Origin of the sequence: Lentzea sp. NPDC003310 (genome assembly GCF_040610935.1) — a bacterium.
Classification (GTDB): domain Bacteria; phylum Actinomycetota; class Actinomycetes; order Mycobacteriales; family Pseudonocardiaceae; genus Lentzea.
Genome location: NZ_JBEXNC010000009.1, coordinates 46225 through 62812, shown reverse-complemented (window position 1 = coordinate 62812; position 16588 = coordinate 46225). Strand labels below are relative to the sequence as shown.

Annotated in this window: 17 protein-coding genes; 6 read left to right on the top strand and 11 right to left on the bottom strand. The window is 69.6% G+C overall.

Annotated features, from left to right (window positions below; translation table 11 throughout):
• The first annotated feature begins 6 nt into the window (after positions 1-6).
• Positions 7-1107 carry a DUF4034 domain-containing protein gene (locus ABZX02_RS19470; RefSeq protein WP_355299970.1) on the top strand — a complete coding sequence of 367 codons (1101 nt, stop codon included), beginning with the start codon at positions 7-9 and terminating at the stop codon, positions 1105-1107.
• Between the two features lie 531 nt (positions 1108-1638).
• Here the strand turns inward: ABZX02_RS19470 and ABZX02_RS19465 are convergent.
• The 3 genes from ABZX02_RS19465 to ABZX02_RS19455 form a co-directional block, all read right to left on the bottom strand.
• On the bottom strand, positions 1639-2298 hold the full coding sequence (locus tag ABZX02_RS19465; protein WP_355299968.1) for a hypothetical protein: 660 nt from the start codon (positions 2296-2298) through the stop codon (positions 1639-1641).
• A gap of 85 nt (positions 2299-2383) precedes the next feature.
• Positions 2384-3658 carry a DNA polymerase IV gene (locus tag ABZX02_RS19460; RefSeq protein ID WP_355299967.1) on the bottom strand — a complete coding sequence of 425 codons (1275 nt, stop codon included), beginning with the start codon at positions 3656-3658 and terminating at the stop codon, positions 2384-2386.
• A 35-nt stretch (positions 3659-3693) separates the two neighbouring features.
• Positions 3694-4788 (bottom strand): amidohydrolase family protein, encoded by a 1095-nt coding sequence (locus ABZX02_RS19455; protein ID WP_355299965.1) that lies wholly within the window; start codon positions 4786-4788, stop codon positions 3694-3696.
• 12 nt (positions 4789-4800) lie between these two features.
• On the opposite strand from ABZX02_RS19455, the gene ABZX02_RS19450 reads away from it, so the two are divergent.
• Positions 4801-6111: a glutamine synthetase family protein gene (locus ABZX02_RS19450; protein ID WP_355299963.1), complete on the top strand. Its 1311-nt coding sequence runs from the start codon at positions 4801-4803 to the stop codon at positions 6109-6111.
• Here the strand turns inward: ABZX02_RS19450 and ABZX02_RS19445 are convergent.
• From ABZX02_RS19445 to ABZX02_RS19420, 6 genes are all read right to left on the bottom strand, one after another.
• Positions 6092-6616, bottom strand: a complete 525-nt coding sequence (locus ABZX02_RS19445; RefSeq protein WP_355300253.1) for a sigma-70 family RNA polymerase sigma factor — start codon at positions 6614-6616, stop codon at positions 6092-6094. The genes ABZX02_RS19450 and ABZX02_RS19445 overlap by 20 nt on opposite strands.
• Positions 6617-6816: 200 nt before the next feature.
• Positions 6817-7494, bottom strand: a complete 678-nt coding sequence (locus ABZX02_RS19440) for a sigma factor-like helix-turn-helix DNA-binding protein (protein ID WP_355299961.1) — start codon at positions 7492-7494, stop codon at positions 6817-6819.
• Positions 7495-7597: 103 nt separating this feature from the next.
• Positions 7598-8164, bottom strand: a complete 567-nt coding sequence (locus tag ABZX02_RS19435) for a sigma-70 family RNA polymerase sigma factor (protein WP_355299959.1) — start codon at positions 8162-8164, stop codon at positions 7598-7600.
• A gap of 85 nt (positions 8165-8249) precedes the next feature.
• Complete coding sequence (locus ABZX02_RS19430) at positions 8250-8966, bottom strand: class I SAM-dependent methyltransferase (RefSeq protein ID WP_355299957.1); 717 nt, start codon at positions 8964-8966, stop codon at positions 8250-8252.
• Complete coding sequence (locus tag ABZX02_RS19425; RefSeq protein ID WP_355299955.1) at positions 8963-9532, bottom strand: sigma-70 family RNA polymerase sigma factor; 570 nt, start codon at positions 9530-9532, stop codon at positions 8963-8965. The genes ABZX02_RS19430 and ABZX02_RS19425 overlap by 4 nt, the downstream gene beginning before the upstream one ends.
• 99 nt (positions 9533-9631) lie before the next feature.
• Complete coding sequence (locus ABZX02_RS19420; RefSeq protein WP_355299953.1) at positions 9632-10351, bottom strand: class I SAM-dependent methyltransferase; 720 nt, start codon at positions 10349-10351, stop codon at positions 9632-9634.
• A 33-nt stretch (positions 10352-10384) separates the two neighbouring features.
• Between ABZX02_RS19420 and ABZX02_RS19415 the strand changes: the two genes are divergently transcribed.
• From ABZX02_RS19415 to ABZX02_RS19400, 4 genes are all read left to right on the top strand, one after another.
• Positions 10385-11230: a ParA family protein gene (locus ABZX02_RS19415; protein ID WP_355299951.1), complete on the top strand. Its 846-nt coding sequence runs from the start codon at positions 10385-10387 to the stop codon at positions 11228-11230.
• The gene (locus tag ABZX02_RS19410) at positions 11223-11984 is read left to right on the top strand and encodes a DNA-formamidopyrimidine glycosylase family protein (RefSeq protein WP_355299949.1); all 762 of its coding nucleotides are present in this window, start codon (positions 11223-11225) and stop codon (positions 11982-11984) included. Before ABZX02_RS19415 ends, ABZX02_RS19410 begins: the two co-directional genes overlap by 8 nt.
• Before the next feature lie 32 nt (positions 11985-12016).
• Positions 12017-13258, top strand: coding sequence for a cytochrome P450 (locus ABZX02_RS19405; protein WP_355299947.1), 1242 nt, complete (start codon positions 12017-12019; stop codon positions 13256-13258).
• An 80-nt stretch (positions 13259-13338) separates the two neighbouring features.
• A complete protein-coding gene (locus ABZX02_RS19400; protein WP_355299945.1) occupies positions 13339-14316 on the top strand; it encodes a quinone-dependent dihydroorotate dehydrogenase in 978 nt (325 codons plus the stop codon).
• 3 nt (positions 14317-14319) lie between these two features.
• On the opposite strand, the gene ABZX02_RS19395 is transcribed toward ABZX02_RS19400, so the two are convergent.
• Both ABZX02_RS19395 and ABZX02_RS19390 read right to left on the bottom strand, forming a co-directional pair.
• Positions 14320-15504, bottom strand: coding sequence for a solute carrier family 23 protein (locus tag ABZX02_RS19395; RefSeq protein WP_355299943.1), 1185 nt, complete (start codon positions 15502-15504; stop codon positions 14320-14322).
• A gap of 236 nt (positions 15505-15740) precedes the next feature.
• Entirely contained in the window at positions 15741-16562 is an 822-nt protein-coding gene (locus ABZX02_RS19390) for a hypothetical protein (RefSeq protein ID WP_355299942.1), read from the bottom strand.
• Between the last annotated feature and the right edge of the window lie 26 nt (positions 16563-16588).

Genomic DNA, 16588 nt, shown 5'->3' with positions numbered 1-16588 from the left:
AACCCCGTGGTGCTCTCACTTCTGTTCAAGCCCAAGGAACTCATCACCGTCATCCGCCTCATGCGCGAGGCGAAGCGGCTGGGCGTGGAGATCGACGACCTTCCCACCGACGTGGTCGCGTCGTACGTCCTGCCGAAGACCCACCCGGAGCGCTACGGCCTGGTCCCCGACGCCGAGGTCACCACTACGTCGCCGATCGAGGACCTCGCCCTCGCCGCCGTGAAGGACGACGTCCGAGCGGGCAACTGGGAGAACGCCGCCGACCTGGTCGCCTCGACCCACGGCGACTGGGACCGCCGCCAGCGCGTCGTCTGGGCGTTGGCCGACCTCGCCGCCAAGGACGACAACTGGATGGAGGCGTGGCAGGCGGCCCGCCCCGGCGACCCGCACTGGATCGTGGTGCACGCGATGTCGCTGGTGTCCCTGGCTTGGGACATCCGCGGCAGCGCCACCGCCTCCCAGACCACGCGGGAGCAGTTCGAGGGTTTCCACCGCGTCCTGTTCGAGGCGCGTGAGGCGGCCCAGGTCGCCGCCGCTGTCGTGCCGGACGACCCCACGCCGGTGAACACGATGCTGACGCTGGCCCGCGGGTTGCAGGTGTCGCACGACGAGTTCCGGGAGATCTGGGACGAGTTGATGGCTCGGGATCCGTTGCACCACAACGGACATCTGCAGGCTTTGCAGTACTGGTGCCGGAAGTGGCATGGGTCGGATGAGATGGCGTTGGAGTTCGCTGCGGCGGCGGCGCTCAAGTCGCCCAAGTTGCTGGGGTTGCCGTTGCAGGCTGCTTATGAGGCTGAGGGGACCTCTCCTGGGGTGTGGGGGTTGCCTTCGGTTGTGGGGGCGTTGGATTCGTTGCTTCGTCGGCTGGCTGATGAGGGGGCGGACACGTATGCGCTTCGGGATGATCGTGGGTATGCGATTTACGGGTTGGTTGAGTTGCAGCGGTTTGAGGAGGCTTTGGGGCAGTTCCGGGCTTTGGGGGCGTTGGCTGATGCTGGGCCTTGGGACTACTTCGCGGAGCCCCGATTGAAGTTCTTGAGCTTGCGTGGGGCTGTGGTGAGGGCTGTGGCCAAGGGCAAGGGGGTCAAGGCTTCGGCTCGGTGAGGGTGGGGCTTTGGGTTGTGGCAGAGGGGTTTGGGGGCGGCTGGGGTCGGGCGGCCGGAGTCGGGCGGCGAGGTCGGAGCCCGAGACTGGGTTGGGCCGGCTGGGATTGGCCGGCTGGGGTCGGAGCGACTGGAGTTTGGGGCGACTGAGCTCGGGCGGCTGGGTTTGGGGCTGCGAGGTTGAGGGTCAAGGTTGGGTAGTGGCGGCTGGGTTGGACCGGCTGGGGCTCAGGGCGGCTGCGGTTCGGAGCGGCTGCGGGTCTGGGGCTGCGGCTTGGGGCCGCAGGTGTAGGGCCGCGGGTGTAGGGCCGCAGGTTCGAGGGGCGAGGCGGGGTTAGTGGCGGCAGGGCGGGTGGGCCGAGGCTCAGGTCGGCTGGGTAGAGGGCGGCTGGGGTAGAGGGCCAGCCGAGGTCGGGCAGCAGAGGCGCGCGGCGGCGCTGGGTTGGGCGCGGCTGTGTTGCCGTGCCGATGGCGTCGGGACGCCCTTGGTGACGCTTGCGGCACGGCGGGGTGTTGCGTTGCGGTTGGGCGGTTAGCTGACTGGTAGTGGGATTCTTGCTTGGGGGACTGCGGGTGGGCGGCGGTCCATCACGGCCAGCTCCAGTTGGCGGGCTGGTGAGTCGCCCAGGAGTTTGCGGGCCAGGGTGGTGCCCTTGCGCGGGGCCATGGCCAGCTCTGCTCTCAGGGCTTGGATGCCCACGTAGTGGGCTACCTCGTCGAGGATGGCCTTGGTGTCCGGGATCGAGCGGGTTCTGCGGATGGCGTCCACCGCTGCTCGTTCCAGCGGGGCCACGTGGAAGCCTCGGCGGAGGGCTGGTTTCGGGAGGCGGTCCGTCCTCTCCAGCCTGAGGGTGCCGTGGCCGCAGGCTGACGAGTGGCGTGGGGCCAGGACGTGGATCGCGTCTGCTGTCGGGAGGACCGACCTCATGCCGTGCAGGTACAGGGCGTCGAAGGCGGTGAGCATGGCGCCTTCGCCCGCGTAGAGGAGGGCGGCCTGCACCAGTTGTTCTCGGGACGGGCCTGCTCTCGACAGCAGGAAGATGCTCGGGAACAGGCGTTGCCAGGGGGCGCCCGGGCGGGAGCGCTGGTCGATCAGGGACGGGGACAGTCCTATGTGGAGCAGGGCGGCCAGTGGTGCTACCCGGTGGAGGAAGAGGGTGCCCAGGGCTTCCAGGTCGATGGGGTGGCGCATGGGTCAATGGTGGGGGGTGGGGCGGGTGGGGTAGCTCGGTGATTCGGAAGCTGTGGACAACTTGCGGGTTGTGGACAGGTTGCGATCACTCGGGCTTCGGTTCGAACTGGGCTGTCCTTTCCGGACTGTCGGAGAGCAGTGAGGCTGGGCGGACCGCCAGCGAGCCGAAGCGGGAACGGGCCTGGTCGGCGGCTTGGTCGGCTTCTCGCCAGCCTCGTTCCGGGGCGTCGAAGATCAGTTGCTGGGCGGAGTCGGCGTTGTCAAGTCCCTCGATCCGGACGCCGATCAGGCGGATCGCTCCGGGCGGGGTCTGGGTGTCCAGGAGTTCGGTGGCGACGCGGTAGACCTCCTGGGTCACGTCGGTCGCGACCGGGAGGGTGCGGGAGCGGGTGATCGTGGTGAAGTCGGCGAAGCGGACTTTGATCGACACCGTGCGGCCGTGCAGTCCCTTGGCGCGCAACGAGGCTGTCGAGCGTTCCGACAGCCGCAGCAGTTCGCGGCGGAGCAGCGACCTGTCCACGACGTCCACCTCGAACGTCTCCTCGGCGCCGAGCGACTTCTCGCGCGACTCCGGGACCACCGCGCGGTCGTCCACGCCGGCGGCCAGCGCGTAGAGGTGTTCCGCGAGGGCCACGCCGACCTTGCGCCGCAGGCGCGGGAGCGGCATGGCGGCCACGTCGGCGACGGTGTCGAGGCCCAGTTCTTGCAGGCGTGCGGCGGTTTTCGCGCCCACGCCCCACAGCGCGGAGACCGGCAGCGGGTGCAGGAAGTCGAGAGAGGAGGCCGCGGGCACGACCATCATGCCGTCGGGCTTGCACATGCCGGAGGCGAGCTTGGCGAGGAACTTCGTCGACGCGACACCGACCGAGCACGTCACGCCGTGGTCGGCGAACACGCGGGACCTGATCAGCTCGCCCACACCGCCCGGGGTCATGCCCAGCCGGCGCAGTGCGCCGCCGACGTCCAGGAAGGCCTCGTCCAGCGACAGCGGTTCGACCAACGGCGTGATGTCGCGGAAGATCGCCATGACCCCGCGCGACACCTCTTGATAGAGGTCGAACTGCGGTGAGAGGTACACGGCGTGAGGAGCCAAACGGCGCGCATGTGCCGTGGGCATCGCGGAACGCACTCCGTACTCACGCGCGAGGTAGTTCGCGGAACACACGACACCCCGCCCACCGATGCCGCCGACGACGACGGGCACGGACTCGAGCTCCGGGCGTTCGCGGATCTCCACGGACGCGTAGAAGGCGTCCATGTCGACGTGCAGCATCCGGCAGCCCGTGTCGTCAGGCCAGACGCCATCGCGCGCACGGAACCGGTCGACCAGGCCGCGTGGCAGGTTCGCACTGCGACCCATGAACACCCCTCTCGAACGTGAGTTCGACACGAATCCTACAGTTCGTACACCCGTGCGGCGTTCTCCGACGCGATGAGCCGAGCGATCCGATGCGCGTCCTCCTCGACGAGGGCGTCACGGCGCAGCGCATCGGCCAGGAAGTCCGACAGCGCCTGCCGGAACAGCAACGCGCCGAGGTAGTACAGCTCGGGCAGGGCGAAAGCGTCGGTCGAGAACAGGAACTTCCCGTACGGCACGATCTCCAGCGCCTCGGCGAACACGCGCGACGCCTGATGGCCGAGCCCGTGCGTCGCCAGCCCGAGGTCGCAGAACACGTGCGGGAACACCTGCGCGAGGTACCCGGCCTGCCGGTGGAACGGGTAGTTGTGCAACAGCAGCACCGGGACACCGAGCCCGGCGGTCGCGCGGAGGAACGGCGTCAGCAACGTCGGATCGCACCGGTGCAGATCGAGGTCCGAGTCGCCGTACCCGACGTGGAACTGCAGCGGCAGCCCCGCGGCCAACGCCTCCCATGCCAGCCAGGCGATCACCACCGGGTCCTCCAGCCGCCCGGACGACCACGCCGCCACCGCGCGCTCCACGTCCGCGTCGGCGGGCCGCGCACCCGGCAGGTCCAGCCCGATCCGGTACGCCGCCACGGACTTCGCGCCCACCGCGGACGTCGAGGCGAGCGCCGACCGGACCTCGGACACGAACGAGGAAGGCGACTCGTCCCGCAACGACTCGGCCAGCGTCTCCAGCCGCACGATCTCGTGCGCCACTCCCCCGCCGAGCGACGCGAGCTCGGCACCGGACAGCAGCCGCTCCGCCTGGAACCCTCCGTCCACCAGGAACGTGTGGATCCCCGACGCCATCAGGAACGTCCGCGACACCTCGGCGATGTGCAGCGAGTTCCGCCGTTCGAGGTACTCCTCGGCCGGGGCGTGCCGGGGCAGGTCGAGCAACGGCGCGCACCACCGCCGCACCGCGAACCCCACCGCCGAGTCGAAGAACGACCCGCCCAGCGGGGCGACCGCGTCGGCCTCCAGCAGCAGCGACTCGAACTCCGGGCGCGTGCTGTCCTCCCGCAGCACCCCGTGGCAGTGGTGATCTACCAACCCGAGTTCGGCGACGAACGGCAAGATGCCCATAACCTTAGGATCGTGGACTCAGCGGAGCGGGACCAGCGGTTCGAGCGGGCGACCGAATTCTTCGACGGGCTCAACGCGCGGGACGTGCGCATCGTGGCACTCACCTGGGTCGACAACAGCGGTATCACCCGCACCAAGTCCGTGCCCCTGCGCAGGCTCGCGCACGCGGCGGCGCACGGCGTGGGCGCGTCCCCGGTGTTCGACGTCTTCCTGTTCGACGACTGGATCATCCAGGGCCGGTTCGCCGGTGGGCCGGTCGGCGACCTGCGCCTGCACCCCGACCTCGACCGCCTCACCGTGCTCGCGGGCCAGCCCGGCTGGGCCTGGGCGCCCGCCGACCGCCACTACCAGAGCGGCGTCGCCTACCCGATGGACCAGCGGCTGCAGGCCCGCAAGGCAGTCAGCAGGCTCGCCGACGCGGGCCTCACCGCGAAGGCCGGCTTCGAGATCGAGTGGTGTGTCGGCAAGCAGGGCACCGACGACTGGGTCCCCGCGACCAGCGGCTCCGCGTACGGCCAGGCCCGTCAGGCCGAGCTGTCCGACTACTGCGTCGACCTCGTCACCGCCCTGGACCAGCAGGACGTCGAGGTCCTCCAGTTCCACCCCGAGTACGCCGCCGGCCAGTTCGAGATCTCCACAGCCCCGGAAGACCCCGTCAACGCCGCGGACACCGCCGTGCTCGTCAAGGAGACCATCCGCGCCGTGACGCTCCGGCACGGCCTGCGCCCGTCGTTCTCGCCCAAGGTCATCAACGGCGGCGTCGGCAACGGCGGTCACCTGCACCTGAGCCTCTGGCGCGACGGCACGAACCTCTTCGACGGCTTCCAGGACGAGGCGAAGCAGTTCAGCGCCGGAGTCCTCACCCACCTGCGCGCGTTGTGCGCGATCGGCGCGCCCTCTCTCGCGAGCTACCTCAGGCTCGTGCCGAACACGTGGGCCGCGCCATTCGTCGCGTGGGGCGAGGAGAACCGCGAAACGGCGCTGCGCCTGATCAGGGACAACCTCGAGATCAAGTGCTTCGACCTCACGGCGAACCCGTACCTCGTCGTCGCGGGCGTGATCGCGGCCGGCCTGGACGGCATCGCGACCGGGGCGGCGCTACCCGAGGGCCTCAACGTCGACCCGGCGCTGCTCGGCGACGTCCAGCGGCTGCCCACCTCGTTGAAGGAGGCCGTCGACGAGTTCGAGAAGGACGCCGTGCTCACCGAGGCATTCGGCCAGGAACTCGCGGGCACCATCGCCGACGTGCGGCGCGGCGAGATGGAGCGGTACAAGGACGCGAGCCCGCAGGGCATCGCCAACGTCACTCGCTGGCGGCACTGAGCTCCTTGCGCAACCGCGAGAGCGCACGGTGCTGTGCGACACGCACGGCACCAGGCGTCGATCCGACCGCCTCGGCCGTCTCCTCCGCGGACAACCCCACCATCACACGCAGCACGACGATCTCACGCTGCTTCTCGGGCAACACGCGCAGAAGCGTCTGCATCTGGTTCGAGAGCTCCCCTTGCATCGCACGCTGCTCAGGACCGGCCGCGGTGTCCATCGACTCGGGCAGCTCGGGCACTGCCTCGGCGCGGTTGCGCGAGAAGCTGCGGAACGAGTCCGCCACCTTATGCGCCGCGATCCCGTAGACGAACGCCAGGAACGGGCGCCCCTGGTCACGGTACGACGGCAACGAGGTCAGCACCGCCAGGCACACGTCCTGCGCCACGTCGTCCGCCGACGCGAACGATCCAACGCGCGCACGGCAGTACCTCACGATCAACGGCCTGATGGTGCCCAACAGCCGTTCGATGGCAACGCGGTCACCGGCCACAGCGCGCGCCACGTGCTCGTCAGCCGACTGCGGGCGGCTCGAGTAGTAGGTGGGCGCCGGCGGGTCGACCGGTTCCTCGGCACTGACGGAGGTCCGTTCCACCAACGCGTCGATGCTCCCCTTCGACGCGGAAACCGGCCCGCCGACGGACGAGCCGTGCACGGCTTCCGCGGGCACCTTGCGGTGCAGGCCGGGTGAGAACTCCACGCAGATCACCGTTCCTCTTCTGGACGCCGGCGCACCGCGAGACGTGCCCGCCGGATCCGTCCTTCGACCGCGCGCGGGGTGAGTCGCATCAACTCACCGATCTCCGCGTGCGAGTAGCCCTGGTCATGGAGGAAGAGCAACCGCTTGCCGTCCTCGCTCAACGTGGCGAACGCGGCGTTGGCCGCCGCCTGCTCGATGACCGCGTCCTCGGGGGTCGCTTCGGTCACCACGTGTTCGAGGGAGGCCACCGTGTCCACGAGCCGCACGTCCTGCCAGCCGTGCGCGCGCGTCTGCCAGCGGCGGTACACGTTCGGGAACGCGAGCACGCACGCGTTGACGAAGTACTCCTCCAACGGGAGTCCGTGCTCGATCGACCACTCGCGCCCGAGCAGACCCCGGTCGCGGAAGTAGACGAACCCGTCGTACACCGCGTCGCTCGCCAGCTCCTCGGCCTCCTGCGGCGGGATGTCCTGCTTCTGCAGGTACCGGCCCTGCTGCCCGCAGCGGGAGAACATGGCTCCGGACCGCACGAGTTTCGTAACGATCGTGAGGCCGCGCCCGAGAAGCTGACGGTGGAACTGGTCCCAGCGCGGCCCGGACAGCCCGGTCTCGCGGAAGTGCTGCACCAGCACCCCGTCGATGCGCAGCCGGTCGGCGGCAAGCGCTGAGTCCGAACTTCCCATGCCCCCTGGTCCCTATGTCGGCGTCTTCCTGCCCTCTAGGTATGTCGTTTGGGTGCGTCCACCCCACGCATCCACTACGACTCGTCACAAATGCAAACGAATGTCACCCGATCGGGACAGCCAACGATGCGATTTCCTTGCGAAGACGACCGAGCGCTCGGTGCTGTGCGACGCGCACCGCACCCGGCGTCGAGCCCACCGCGTCCGCGGTCTCCTCGGCGGACAGACCGACCACGACGCGCAGCACGAGGATCTCGCGCTGCTTGTCCGGGAGGATGTGCAACAGCCGCCCGAGGGTGCCGTTCAGCTCGTCCTGGATGACGAATTCCTCCGGTCCGTCGCCCCGCACCGCTTGGTCGGGCACGTCGGAGACCGGCTCCGCACGGTTACGAGCCAGCGCCCGGTGCGCGTCGGCGACCTTGTGCGCGGCGATGCCGTAGACGAACGCGAGGAACGGCCGGCCCTGCTCCCGGTAGTTCGGGAGAGCCGTCAGCACGGCCAGGCAGACCTCCTGCGCGACGTCGTCCGCAGTTGTCGCGGAACGTCCCACTCGAGCGCGACAGTACTTCACCACCAGCGGACGCAGGTAGCGAAGTAGCTGGTCAACGGCCCTGTGCTCACCCTGCACGGCCCGCTTGACCAGTTCTGCGGATAACGCTGAACTCTCCATCCGAAGTGTCCCCTCGTCGACGTCCCGTGGAGGAGACGTGCGACGCGTCACTCCTTATGCGGAAAGTAGGGAGAAACTTCAAACGTCACCCGTTCGTACCAACGAACAGCGGTTGGTAATAGGCGTCGAGCAACCACTCCACGTAACCGAAACCCGCTCGTTCCGCCAATGCGGTGATTTCGTGACGAGTAATTGCCCAATACCGTGCCTTGCTCACCACAACGTTCCACGACTCGTTCTCGTGCAGCCGGAACATCTCCAGTTCGTACTGATCGCCGTCCCAGTGCCACAGCTGGAACCACACGACGCGCCCCGGTCCCACGGACGGAGGAGTGGACAACGGACGCTCGGCGCGGATCGCGTCGTAGTCGCGCGTGGAGAGGACGAGACGCCCTCCGGGCCTCAGCACCCGACGCATTTCGCGCAGCGCCGCCAGCACGTCGTCAGCCGTCAGCAAATGGGGCAACGCGTTGTCCGCCGCGAGCACGACGTCGAAGGAGCCGTTCGCGAACGGCAGCGCACGCATGTCCGCGGCGAACGCTGGCACCGCGACCCCACGCGCCGAGGCCTCCACGACGGCCCGAGAAGCCGCCCTGGGGCTCAGATCAGCGCCCACGACCTCATAGCCGCGCACGGCCAGACCGATCGCCTGCGTACCGATGCCGCACGCACAGTCGAGAACGCGCGCGCCCGCCGGAATGAACTCCGCGAGCTGCGACGCCTGCCGGGCCATCGACGCGTCCCAGTCCGCGAACATCAGGTCGTACGTCGCGGCCAGGTCGTCGTAGAAGGCTCCGGTCAAATCAACTCCTCGACCCCCACGGACGTGCGCAGCTTGGCCAGCGCACGGTGCTGGGCCACCCGCACGGCCCCCGGCGTCGAGCCGATCGCCTCGGCCGTCTCCTCGGCCGTCAGACCGACGACCACGCGCAGCAGCAGGATCTCGCGCTGCTTGTCCGGCAGCAGGCGCAGCAGCTGGCCCAGTCGCGCCGACAGCGAGCCGAGCAGCGCGCTCTCCTCGGGGTCGACCGCGAGCGAGGGCCCGTCCGGGACCTCGGCGACGGGTTCGGACCGGTTGCGCGCCGAGACCCGGTGCGCGTCGGCAACCTTGTGGGCGGCGATGCCGTAGACGAACGCCAGGAAAGGTCTTCCCTGCTCGCGGTAGGTGGGCAGTGCCGTCAGCACCGCCAGGCAGACCTCCTGCGCCACGTCGTCGGCCGACGCGTACGCCCTTTCGTTGCGACCCACGCGCGCACGGCAGTACCGCGCCACGAGCGGACGCACGGAGGCCAGCAGCCGTTCGACGGCTTGCCGGTCACCCGCGACGGCCTCGTTGACCAATGAGGCCAGCAGGTCGGAACTTTCCATCTCGTGGTTCCCTACGTCGGCAGCGGAGCCATTATCTTTCGCCGCCGCGTCGTTTGGGACCACTCATCAGGGTCATAAATGTCCCGAATGCACAGCGAGTCAGGCGGTCCGGCGGGCGAGCACGTGCAGCCGGGCGGCGACGTCCCGGAGCGGGGACCTGGTCGCGGCGGCCAGCTCCAGCTCGGCGAGTGCGTCGGCGGCACCCGGATTCGTGTCCAGCACCACACCGGGCACGAGGTCTGAAACTACACCGTGACCTTGCAGGATCTCGACACTCAGACCCGCGTCGAGCACGAGCTTCTCGAGCCCGGCGACGTCGAACCGGCGCTGCAACGGGTCGCGCGTGCCCGCGAGCTGCCCCGCGTCGTCGTCCAGCAACCGCCGCGCGTCCACGATGCGACCGGCGATCGCGCGGTGCAGGATCGCCGCGAAACGGTTCGCGACCAGCACCGACACCGCACCGCCGGGAGCGACCGCGGCGGCCAGCGAGGCGAGCGCGGCCGGGGCGTCGTCGACGACCTCCAGCAGCCCGTGCGCCAGCACCAGGTCGGCCTCACCGGGGGGAACCCCCAACGCGTCCGTGTCGCCCTGAACAGCGGCGATGGTCACGCCGGCCTCGCGCGCACGGGTGTTCAGCGTGGCCAGGGCGTTCGGCGACGGCTCCACGACCGTGACCAGGCATCCCGCCGCGGCGAGCGGCACGGCCCACACGCCGCTGCCACCCCCGACGTCGAGCACGCGGGGCTGTTCCCCACCCCTGCGCTCGCGTGCGGCGGCCAATTCGGCGTCGAGCACCCTCTGTACGGCGTCCGGTCGCATGTCCAACAGAGTAGGAGACCCTAGAGTAGGTCTGTGCATACGGTGTCCGTGCTCAGCCTCAAGGGAGGCGTCGGCAAGACGACGGTGGTGCTCGGCCTGGCCTCTGCCGCCCTCCGCCGTGGTGTCCGCACTCTGGTGATCGATCTCGATCCGCAGTGCAACGCCACGTCGACGCTGGAGCCCGAGGAGTCCAAGGCGAGCATCTACGACGTCCTGCAGGACCCGTCCGAGGAGAACCTGGAACAGGCGATCCGCCCGAGCAGGTGGGGTGACGGCATCGACGTGCTGTCCGGGTCCGAGGACGCCGAGCTGCTCAACCACCCCGATCCGAACGAGTCGCGGCTGCACCGCCTGAAAGACGCGCTGCGCACGTTGCGGGACATGTACGACGAGTTCCCGTACCACCTGGTGCTGCTCGACTGCCCGCCGTCGCTGGGCCAGCTGACCCGCTCGGCGCTGGTGGCGGCCGACCGCGCGCTGCTGGTCACCGAACCGACGATGTTCGCCGTGGCGGGCGTGCAGCGGGCGTTCGAGGCGGTGCAGAACGAACGCGAGAGCAACAACGCCGACCTCCAGCCGCTGGGGGTCGTCGTGAACCGCGTGCGGCCGCGTTCGCACGAACACCAGTTCCGCATCGACGAGCTGAGGGACATCTTCGGCCCGTTGGTGATGCCGGTAGCGTTGCCGGACCGTCTGGCCGTGCAGCAGGCACAGGGCGCGTGCATGCCCATCCACGAGTGGGGCACGCCGGGCGCGCGTGAGGTCGCCCTGGCGTTCAACCTGTTGCTCGCCCGCATCCAGCGCATCTCGCGGAGCCGGCGCCGGGCCGTGCACCACGACTTCGACGACGACGAGATCCAGGAAGCGGTGGATGCCTGAGGGGGACACCGTCTTCCTGGCGGGCAAGCGCATGCACGACGCGCTGGCCGGGAAGACGCTGCTGCGCGGCGAGCTGAGGCACCCCCGGCTGTCCACCCTGGAACTGGCCGGGCTGGACGTCCTGGCCGTGCGCACGTACGGCAAGCACATGTTCACGCGGTTCTCCGACGGCAACAGCCTGCGCAGCCACTTCCGCATGGACGGCTCGTGGCACCTCTACCGGCCGGGTGAGCGCTGGCGGCGGCCCGCGCACCAGGCCCGCGCGGTGTTCGAGGTGGACGACCGGCAGGCCATCGGATTCGCGCTGCACGACATGGAGTTCCTGCCGACCGCCGAAGAAGATCGACTCATCGCACATCTCGGACCCGATCTCCTGGCGGACGACTTCGACGCCGCTGAGGCCGTTCAGCGGTTGACCGCGGACCCTTCCCGACCCATCGGGCTCGCATTGTTGGATCAACGGGTCATGGCCGGCGTCGGCAATCTCTACCGCGCGGAAGTGTGTTTCCTGTTGCGCGTTCTACCGACGGCGCCGGTGTCGGCCGTGGACGCCTCACGTGCGGTTGCGTTGTCGCGCAAGCTCTTGCAGGCGAACCAGTGGCGGCCGGAACAGAGCACGACCGGCGACCTGCGCGTGCAGCACTACGTTTTCGAACGGACCGGCAAACCCTGTTTGCGGTGCGGCACAAGAGTCCGATCGGACGAGATCGACGGCAGATTTGTGTACTTCTGCCCAAAATGCCAATCCGGTTGAACCGAGACGCTTCTCCAGCCGTGTCCCCCAATATGGCGGTCAATCTGGATGCGTTGCGCCCGGGCTTCACCGACGACCCGTACGCGGTGCTGAAGAGCCTGCGCGACGCAGGCCCGGTGCACCGGGTCGAGACCCTCGGCGTGCCCATGTGGCTCGTGACCCGCTATCCCGACGTGCGCGCCGCACTGGACAACCCGCTGCTGTCCTCGCACGGCTCCGCGCTCGCCGAACCGCTGCGCGGCCACCCGCACTTCGCGTCGTGGTGGTTCGGCGACCTGTCCGAACACATGATGAACAGCGACGAGCCGAACCACACGCGTCTGCGCCGTGCGGTGTCGAGCCAGCTCACGCCCCGCCGCATCGCCGCGCTCCGCCCGCGCGTCGAACAGGTTGCGGCCCAGCTCGTCGACGGCTTCGCGGACTCGGGACGCTGCGACCTGATCGCCGACTTCGCGGCCCCGCTGCCGATCACCGTGATCATGGAACTGCTCGGCGTGCCGGCCGTGGACCAGGAGAACTTCCGCTACTGGGCGGATGTCGTCACCGGGCTCGCCGACGGTGACGCGGCCTCGGCCCGTGAGGAGACCTCGGGCTACCTGCGGGACCTCGTGACGCACAAGCGCACGTCCGGCGACGACGACCTGATCGGCGGCCTGGCCCGCGGGACCGGTGAGACCGCGCTGACCGACGACGAACTGGCGTCGCTCGCGTTCCTGCTGCTCGTGGCGGGCTACACGACCGCGGTCGACCTGGTCGGCAACGGCGCGCTGGCCCTGCTGCGCAACCCGGAGCAGCTCGAACTGCTGCAGCGCTCGTCCTCCCTGCTCCCCGGTGCCGTCGAGGAGTTCCTGCGCTTCGACGGACCGACCTCGCACCTGCTGCGGTTCGCCACGCAGCCGCTGACGATCGGGGGCGTGCAGATCCCGGCGGGCGACGTCGTGCTGCTCTCGCTCGCCTCGGCCGAGCACGACCCGAACCGCTACCCGCGCGCCGACCAGCTCAACATCGAACGGGCGGACCGCCAGCACCTCGCGTTCGGGCACGGCATCCACTTCTGCCTGGGCGCGCCGCTGGCCCGGCTGGAGGGCGAGGTGGCGTTCCGGACGCTGCTGTCGCGCTGCGCCGGCCTGGCCCTCGACACCGCGCAGCCGCTGGGCTGGCGGGTGTCGCTGGGCAGCCGCGGGTTGCGGGCGCTGCCGGTGACGTTCCTGGCCAAGCCCAGGATGCCGCTGGACGAGCAGGCGACGATCAAGGTGCCCAAGCCCACGATGTAACAACGTGGCGCCCGACTGCCTCGCCGAGGTGGGACTAGGGGCTGCGCGCCCACCCTGAGCTGCCGTTATAGGGTGGGCGCGTGGTGTACAAGCAGGTGGTTCGCAGGGCGTTGTTCGGAATGCACGGCGGCGACGCGGAGCGGGTCCACGAGACCACGCTCAACGCCATGGCCCGGCTGAGCCCGCTGGCGCGGTTCGCCCGCGGCCAGAACAACCCGCGCACCGTGTTCGGCGTCCGCTTCCCCAACCCCGTGGGGCTCGCCGCGGGGCTCGACAAGGACGGGCGCGCCCTGCCCGCGTGGGCCGCGCTGGGCTTCGGTTTCGTCGAGGTCGGCACCGTCACGTGGCACGCGCAGCCGGGCAACCCGAAGCCGCGGCTGTTCCGCCTGCGCGAGGACGAGGCGATCATCAACCGGATGGGCTTCAACAACGCGGGGGCGCAAGCGCTTGCCGCGAAGCTGGACCGCACGTCGTTGAAGGCGCCGCTCGGCATCAGCCTCGGCAAGTCCAAGATCACGCCGGTCGAGCACGCCGTGCAGGACTACCTGAACTCGCTGACCGCGCTGCAGGACCACGGCGACTACTACGCGATCAACGTGAGCTCGCCCAACACGCCCGGCCTGCGCAGCCTGCAGGACAAGGGCGCGCTGACCGAGCTCGTCCAGGCGCTCACCGCCGCCACGGACAAGCCGATGCTGGTCAAGATCGCCCCCGACCTCACCGAGGACGCCATCGCCGAGGTCATCCAGGTGTGCGTCGACAACGGCATCAAGGGCCTCATCGCCACGAACACCACCCTGAGCCGTGAGGGCCTCACGAGCTCACACGCGTCCGAAACCGGGGGTCTCAGCGGCAAGCCGCTCACCCGGCGCGCGAACGACGTGGTCCGGTTCATCACGAAGAACAGCGACCTGCCGGTCATCGGGGTCGGCGGCATCGCCACCGCCGACGACGCCAAGCGCATGATCGACGCCGGCGCGAGCCTCGTGCAGATCTACACCGGGTTCATCTACGAGGGCCCTGGGCTCGTGTCGCGGATCAACCGTGCACTGAGGTGAGCGTCAGGTGCGGCGCGCAGCCCTGAGCCAGCGCATCACCGGGTGCAGGATCACGACGAGCAGCGACCCCCACACCATGCCGCCCATCTCCAGGTCGCCGATCTCGATGGTGAGGTCACCGACGCCGGCCACGAGCGCGGCGCCGCCCACCATCGCGTTCGCCGGGTTCGCCAGGTCGACGCCGCGGTCCATCCAGATCCGCACGCCGATCAGCACGATGAGGCCGTAGAGCACGAGCGTGCAGCCGCCGAGGACGCCCGGCGGGATGGTGCCGAACAGCGCGATGGCCTTCGGGGAGAACGCCAGCAGCGTGGCGAACACCCCGGCGAACGCGAACGCCGCCGTCGTGTAGACGCGGGTCACGGCCATCACGCCGATGTTCTCGGAGTACGTCGTGGTGCCGGCGCCACCGCCGAGGCCGGACAACGCGGTCGACAGCCCGTTCGCGATGATCGCGTCGCCCGCGCTGCCGTCGAGGTTGCGCCCGGTCAGGGCCGCCACCGCCTTCACGTGCCCGACGACCTCCGCCACCAGCACGATCACCACGGGCAGCATCAGCAGCACCACGGACGGGCGCAGCTCGGGCTGGTAGAGCTTCGGCAGGCCCACCCAGGCCGCGTCGCGCAGCGCGGAGATCCGGTCCGACGGCACGGCGCCGAACGCGAGTCCGCCCATCCAGACGGCCACGAAGCCGATCAGGACGGAGAACCGGAACACCAGACCGCGGCCGAGCACGCCGGCCAGCAGGATCACGAGCGTCGTGAGGCCCGCGAGCAGGGGCTGCTCGGCGAAGTTCGAGGTGGCCTGGCGCGAGAGGTTCAGGCCGATGAGGATCACCACGGCGCCGGTGACGACCGGCGGCATGACCGACTCCAGCAGCCGCACGCCGAGCGCCTTGACCGCGATGCCGACGACGATCACCAGCAGGCCCGCGGCGACGACGCCGCCGAGCTGGGCCGCGATGCCCTGCTCGCGCGCGGCCACCAGCGGGGCCACGAACGCGAACGACGAGCCGAGGTAGCTCGGGACGCGGTTCTTGGTGATCACGAGGAAGAGCAGCGTGCCGAGACCGGAGAACAGCAGCGTGGTGGCGACGGGCAGACCGGTGGCGGTGGGAACGATCACCGTCGCGCCGAACATGGCGACGAGGTGCTGCACTCCGAACCCGATGGTGAGCGGCCAGCTCACCCGCTCCTGGGGTGCGACGGTTTCACTGTCGGTGATCCGACCGTCCCCGTGCACGGTCCACAACGCCAATGCACTGCCTCCCGGCAATTCAGCCGGCTTCCCGCAGACCGGCCCCGGAATCCTGCCACGCCATGTAGCGGCTACGGCTAGATAACGGTCCGATAATCACACGATTGCAGCAAGGATCTCCAGAGGGACTCGCCGAATAGCCGCATGCGATTACGGAGAGTCACATTTTAGTGCGCTGAATAGCCTGAGACATCGCGCATCGCGGACGCCAGCCCCGCCATGTGGTCCGTGGCGTCGTCGAGCACCTCGGCCGGGTTCTGGAACTGGGTGCTCGCCGCCAGCGCCTTGCCCGCCTCCGCCACCAACGCGCAGTAGCGGTCCACGCCGTCGGCCAGCTGGATCCGGAGCACCCGGACGCCTTCGACCAACGCGGCGCGCTCCAGGTGCGGCGCGGTGTCCCGAGCACGTTCGACGGCCTGCAGCTGTGCCGACACCGCGCGGATGGCCGTGGCGGCCTCCTGGGCGGTCTGCCGGGCGTGCTGGACGGACTCGGTGGGCATCGACGTGAGCGCGGGTGAGTCGAGCTGCTGGAGCAGCTGCGTCATCGCGTCCTCGGCGCTGTGGAGCTTCTCCATCGGCACGCGCGCGGACGAGATGTGCGCGGGCAGCGGCGGCCGGGGCGGGGGCGGCGGCGACAACGCGAGCCGCTGCCGGGCGACACCCAGCTCCTTCAGCTTGAAGCCGCTGCGGACGGCGAGAACGGCGGGCACGGCCGCGCCGATGGACCCCGTGACGGCGGCCCACGTGCCGAGCACGCCGGTGAAGCCCAGCACCGCGAGGGTGCCGAGCATCGAGATCACGATCAGCCAGAACGTCAGCACGGCGTTGGTCCGCTTGCGCTTGCGCTCGAGCTTCGCGACCGGGTCGTTCCACTTCTGCAGGCGGTAGCGCGCCTGCTCGGCCAGCGGGTGGCCCTGGAGCGACGCACCCAACTCGCCGACGACCTTGCGGACGATCTCGTTGTTGGGACGGTTTCTCCAGGGCTCCATGATCACCTGCTGACTCCTCCTGCTCC

Bases quoted from the DNA above. Each gene is read 5' to 3' on its own strand.
- ABZX02_RS19465 (WP_355299968.1), bottom strand. From the start codon at position 2,298: ATGCGCCACCCCATCGACCTGGAAGCCCTGGGCACCCTCTTCCTCCAC.
- ABZX02_RS19460 (WP_355299967.1), bottom strand. From the start codon at position 3,658: ATGGGTCGCAGTGCGAACCTGCCACGCGGCCTGGTCGACCGGTTCCGT.
- ABZX02_RS19455 (WP_355299965.1), bottom strand. From the start codon at position 4,788: ATGGGCATCTTGCCGTTCGTCGCCGAACTCGGGTTGGTAGATCACCAC.
- ABZX02_RS19440 (WP_355299961.1), bottom strand. From the start codon at position 7,494: ATGGGAAGTTCGGACTCAGCGCTTGCCGCCGACCGGCTGCGCATCGAC.
- ABZX02_RS19435 (WP_355299959.1), bottom strand. From the start codon at position 8,164: ATGGAGAGTTCAGCGTTATCCGCAGAACTGGTCAAGCGGGCCGTGCAG.
- ABZX02_RS19425 (WP_355299955.1), bottom strand. From the start codon at position 9,532: ATGGAAAGTTCCGACCTGCTGGCCTCATTGGTCAACGAGGCCGTCGCG.
- ABZX02_RS19420 (WP_355299953.1), bottom strand. From the start codon at position 10,351: ATGCGACCGGACGCCGTACAGAGGGTGCTCGACGCCGAATTGGCCGCC.
- ABZX02_RS19410 (WP_355299949.1), top strand. From the start codon at position 11,223: ATGCCTGAGGGGGACACCGTCTTCCTGGCGGGCAAGCGCATGCACGAC.
- ABZX02_RS19405 (WP_355299947.1), top strand. From the start codon at position 12,017: ATGGCGGTCAATCTGGATGCGTTGCGCCCGGGCTTCACCGACGACCCG.
- ABZX02_RS19390 (WP_355299942.1), bottom strand. From the start codon at position 16,562: ATGGAGCCCTGGAGAAACCGTCCCAACAACGAGATCGTCCGCAAGGTC.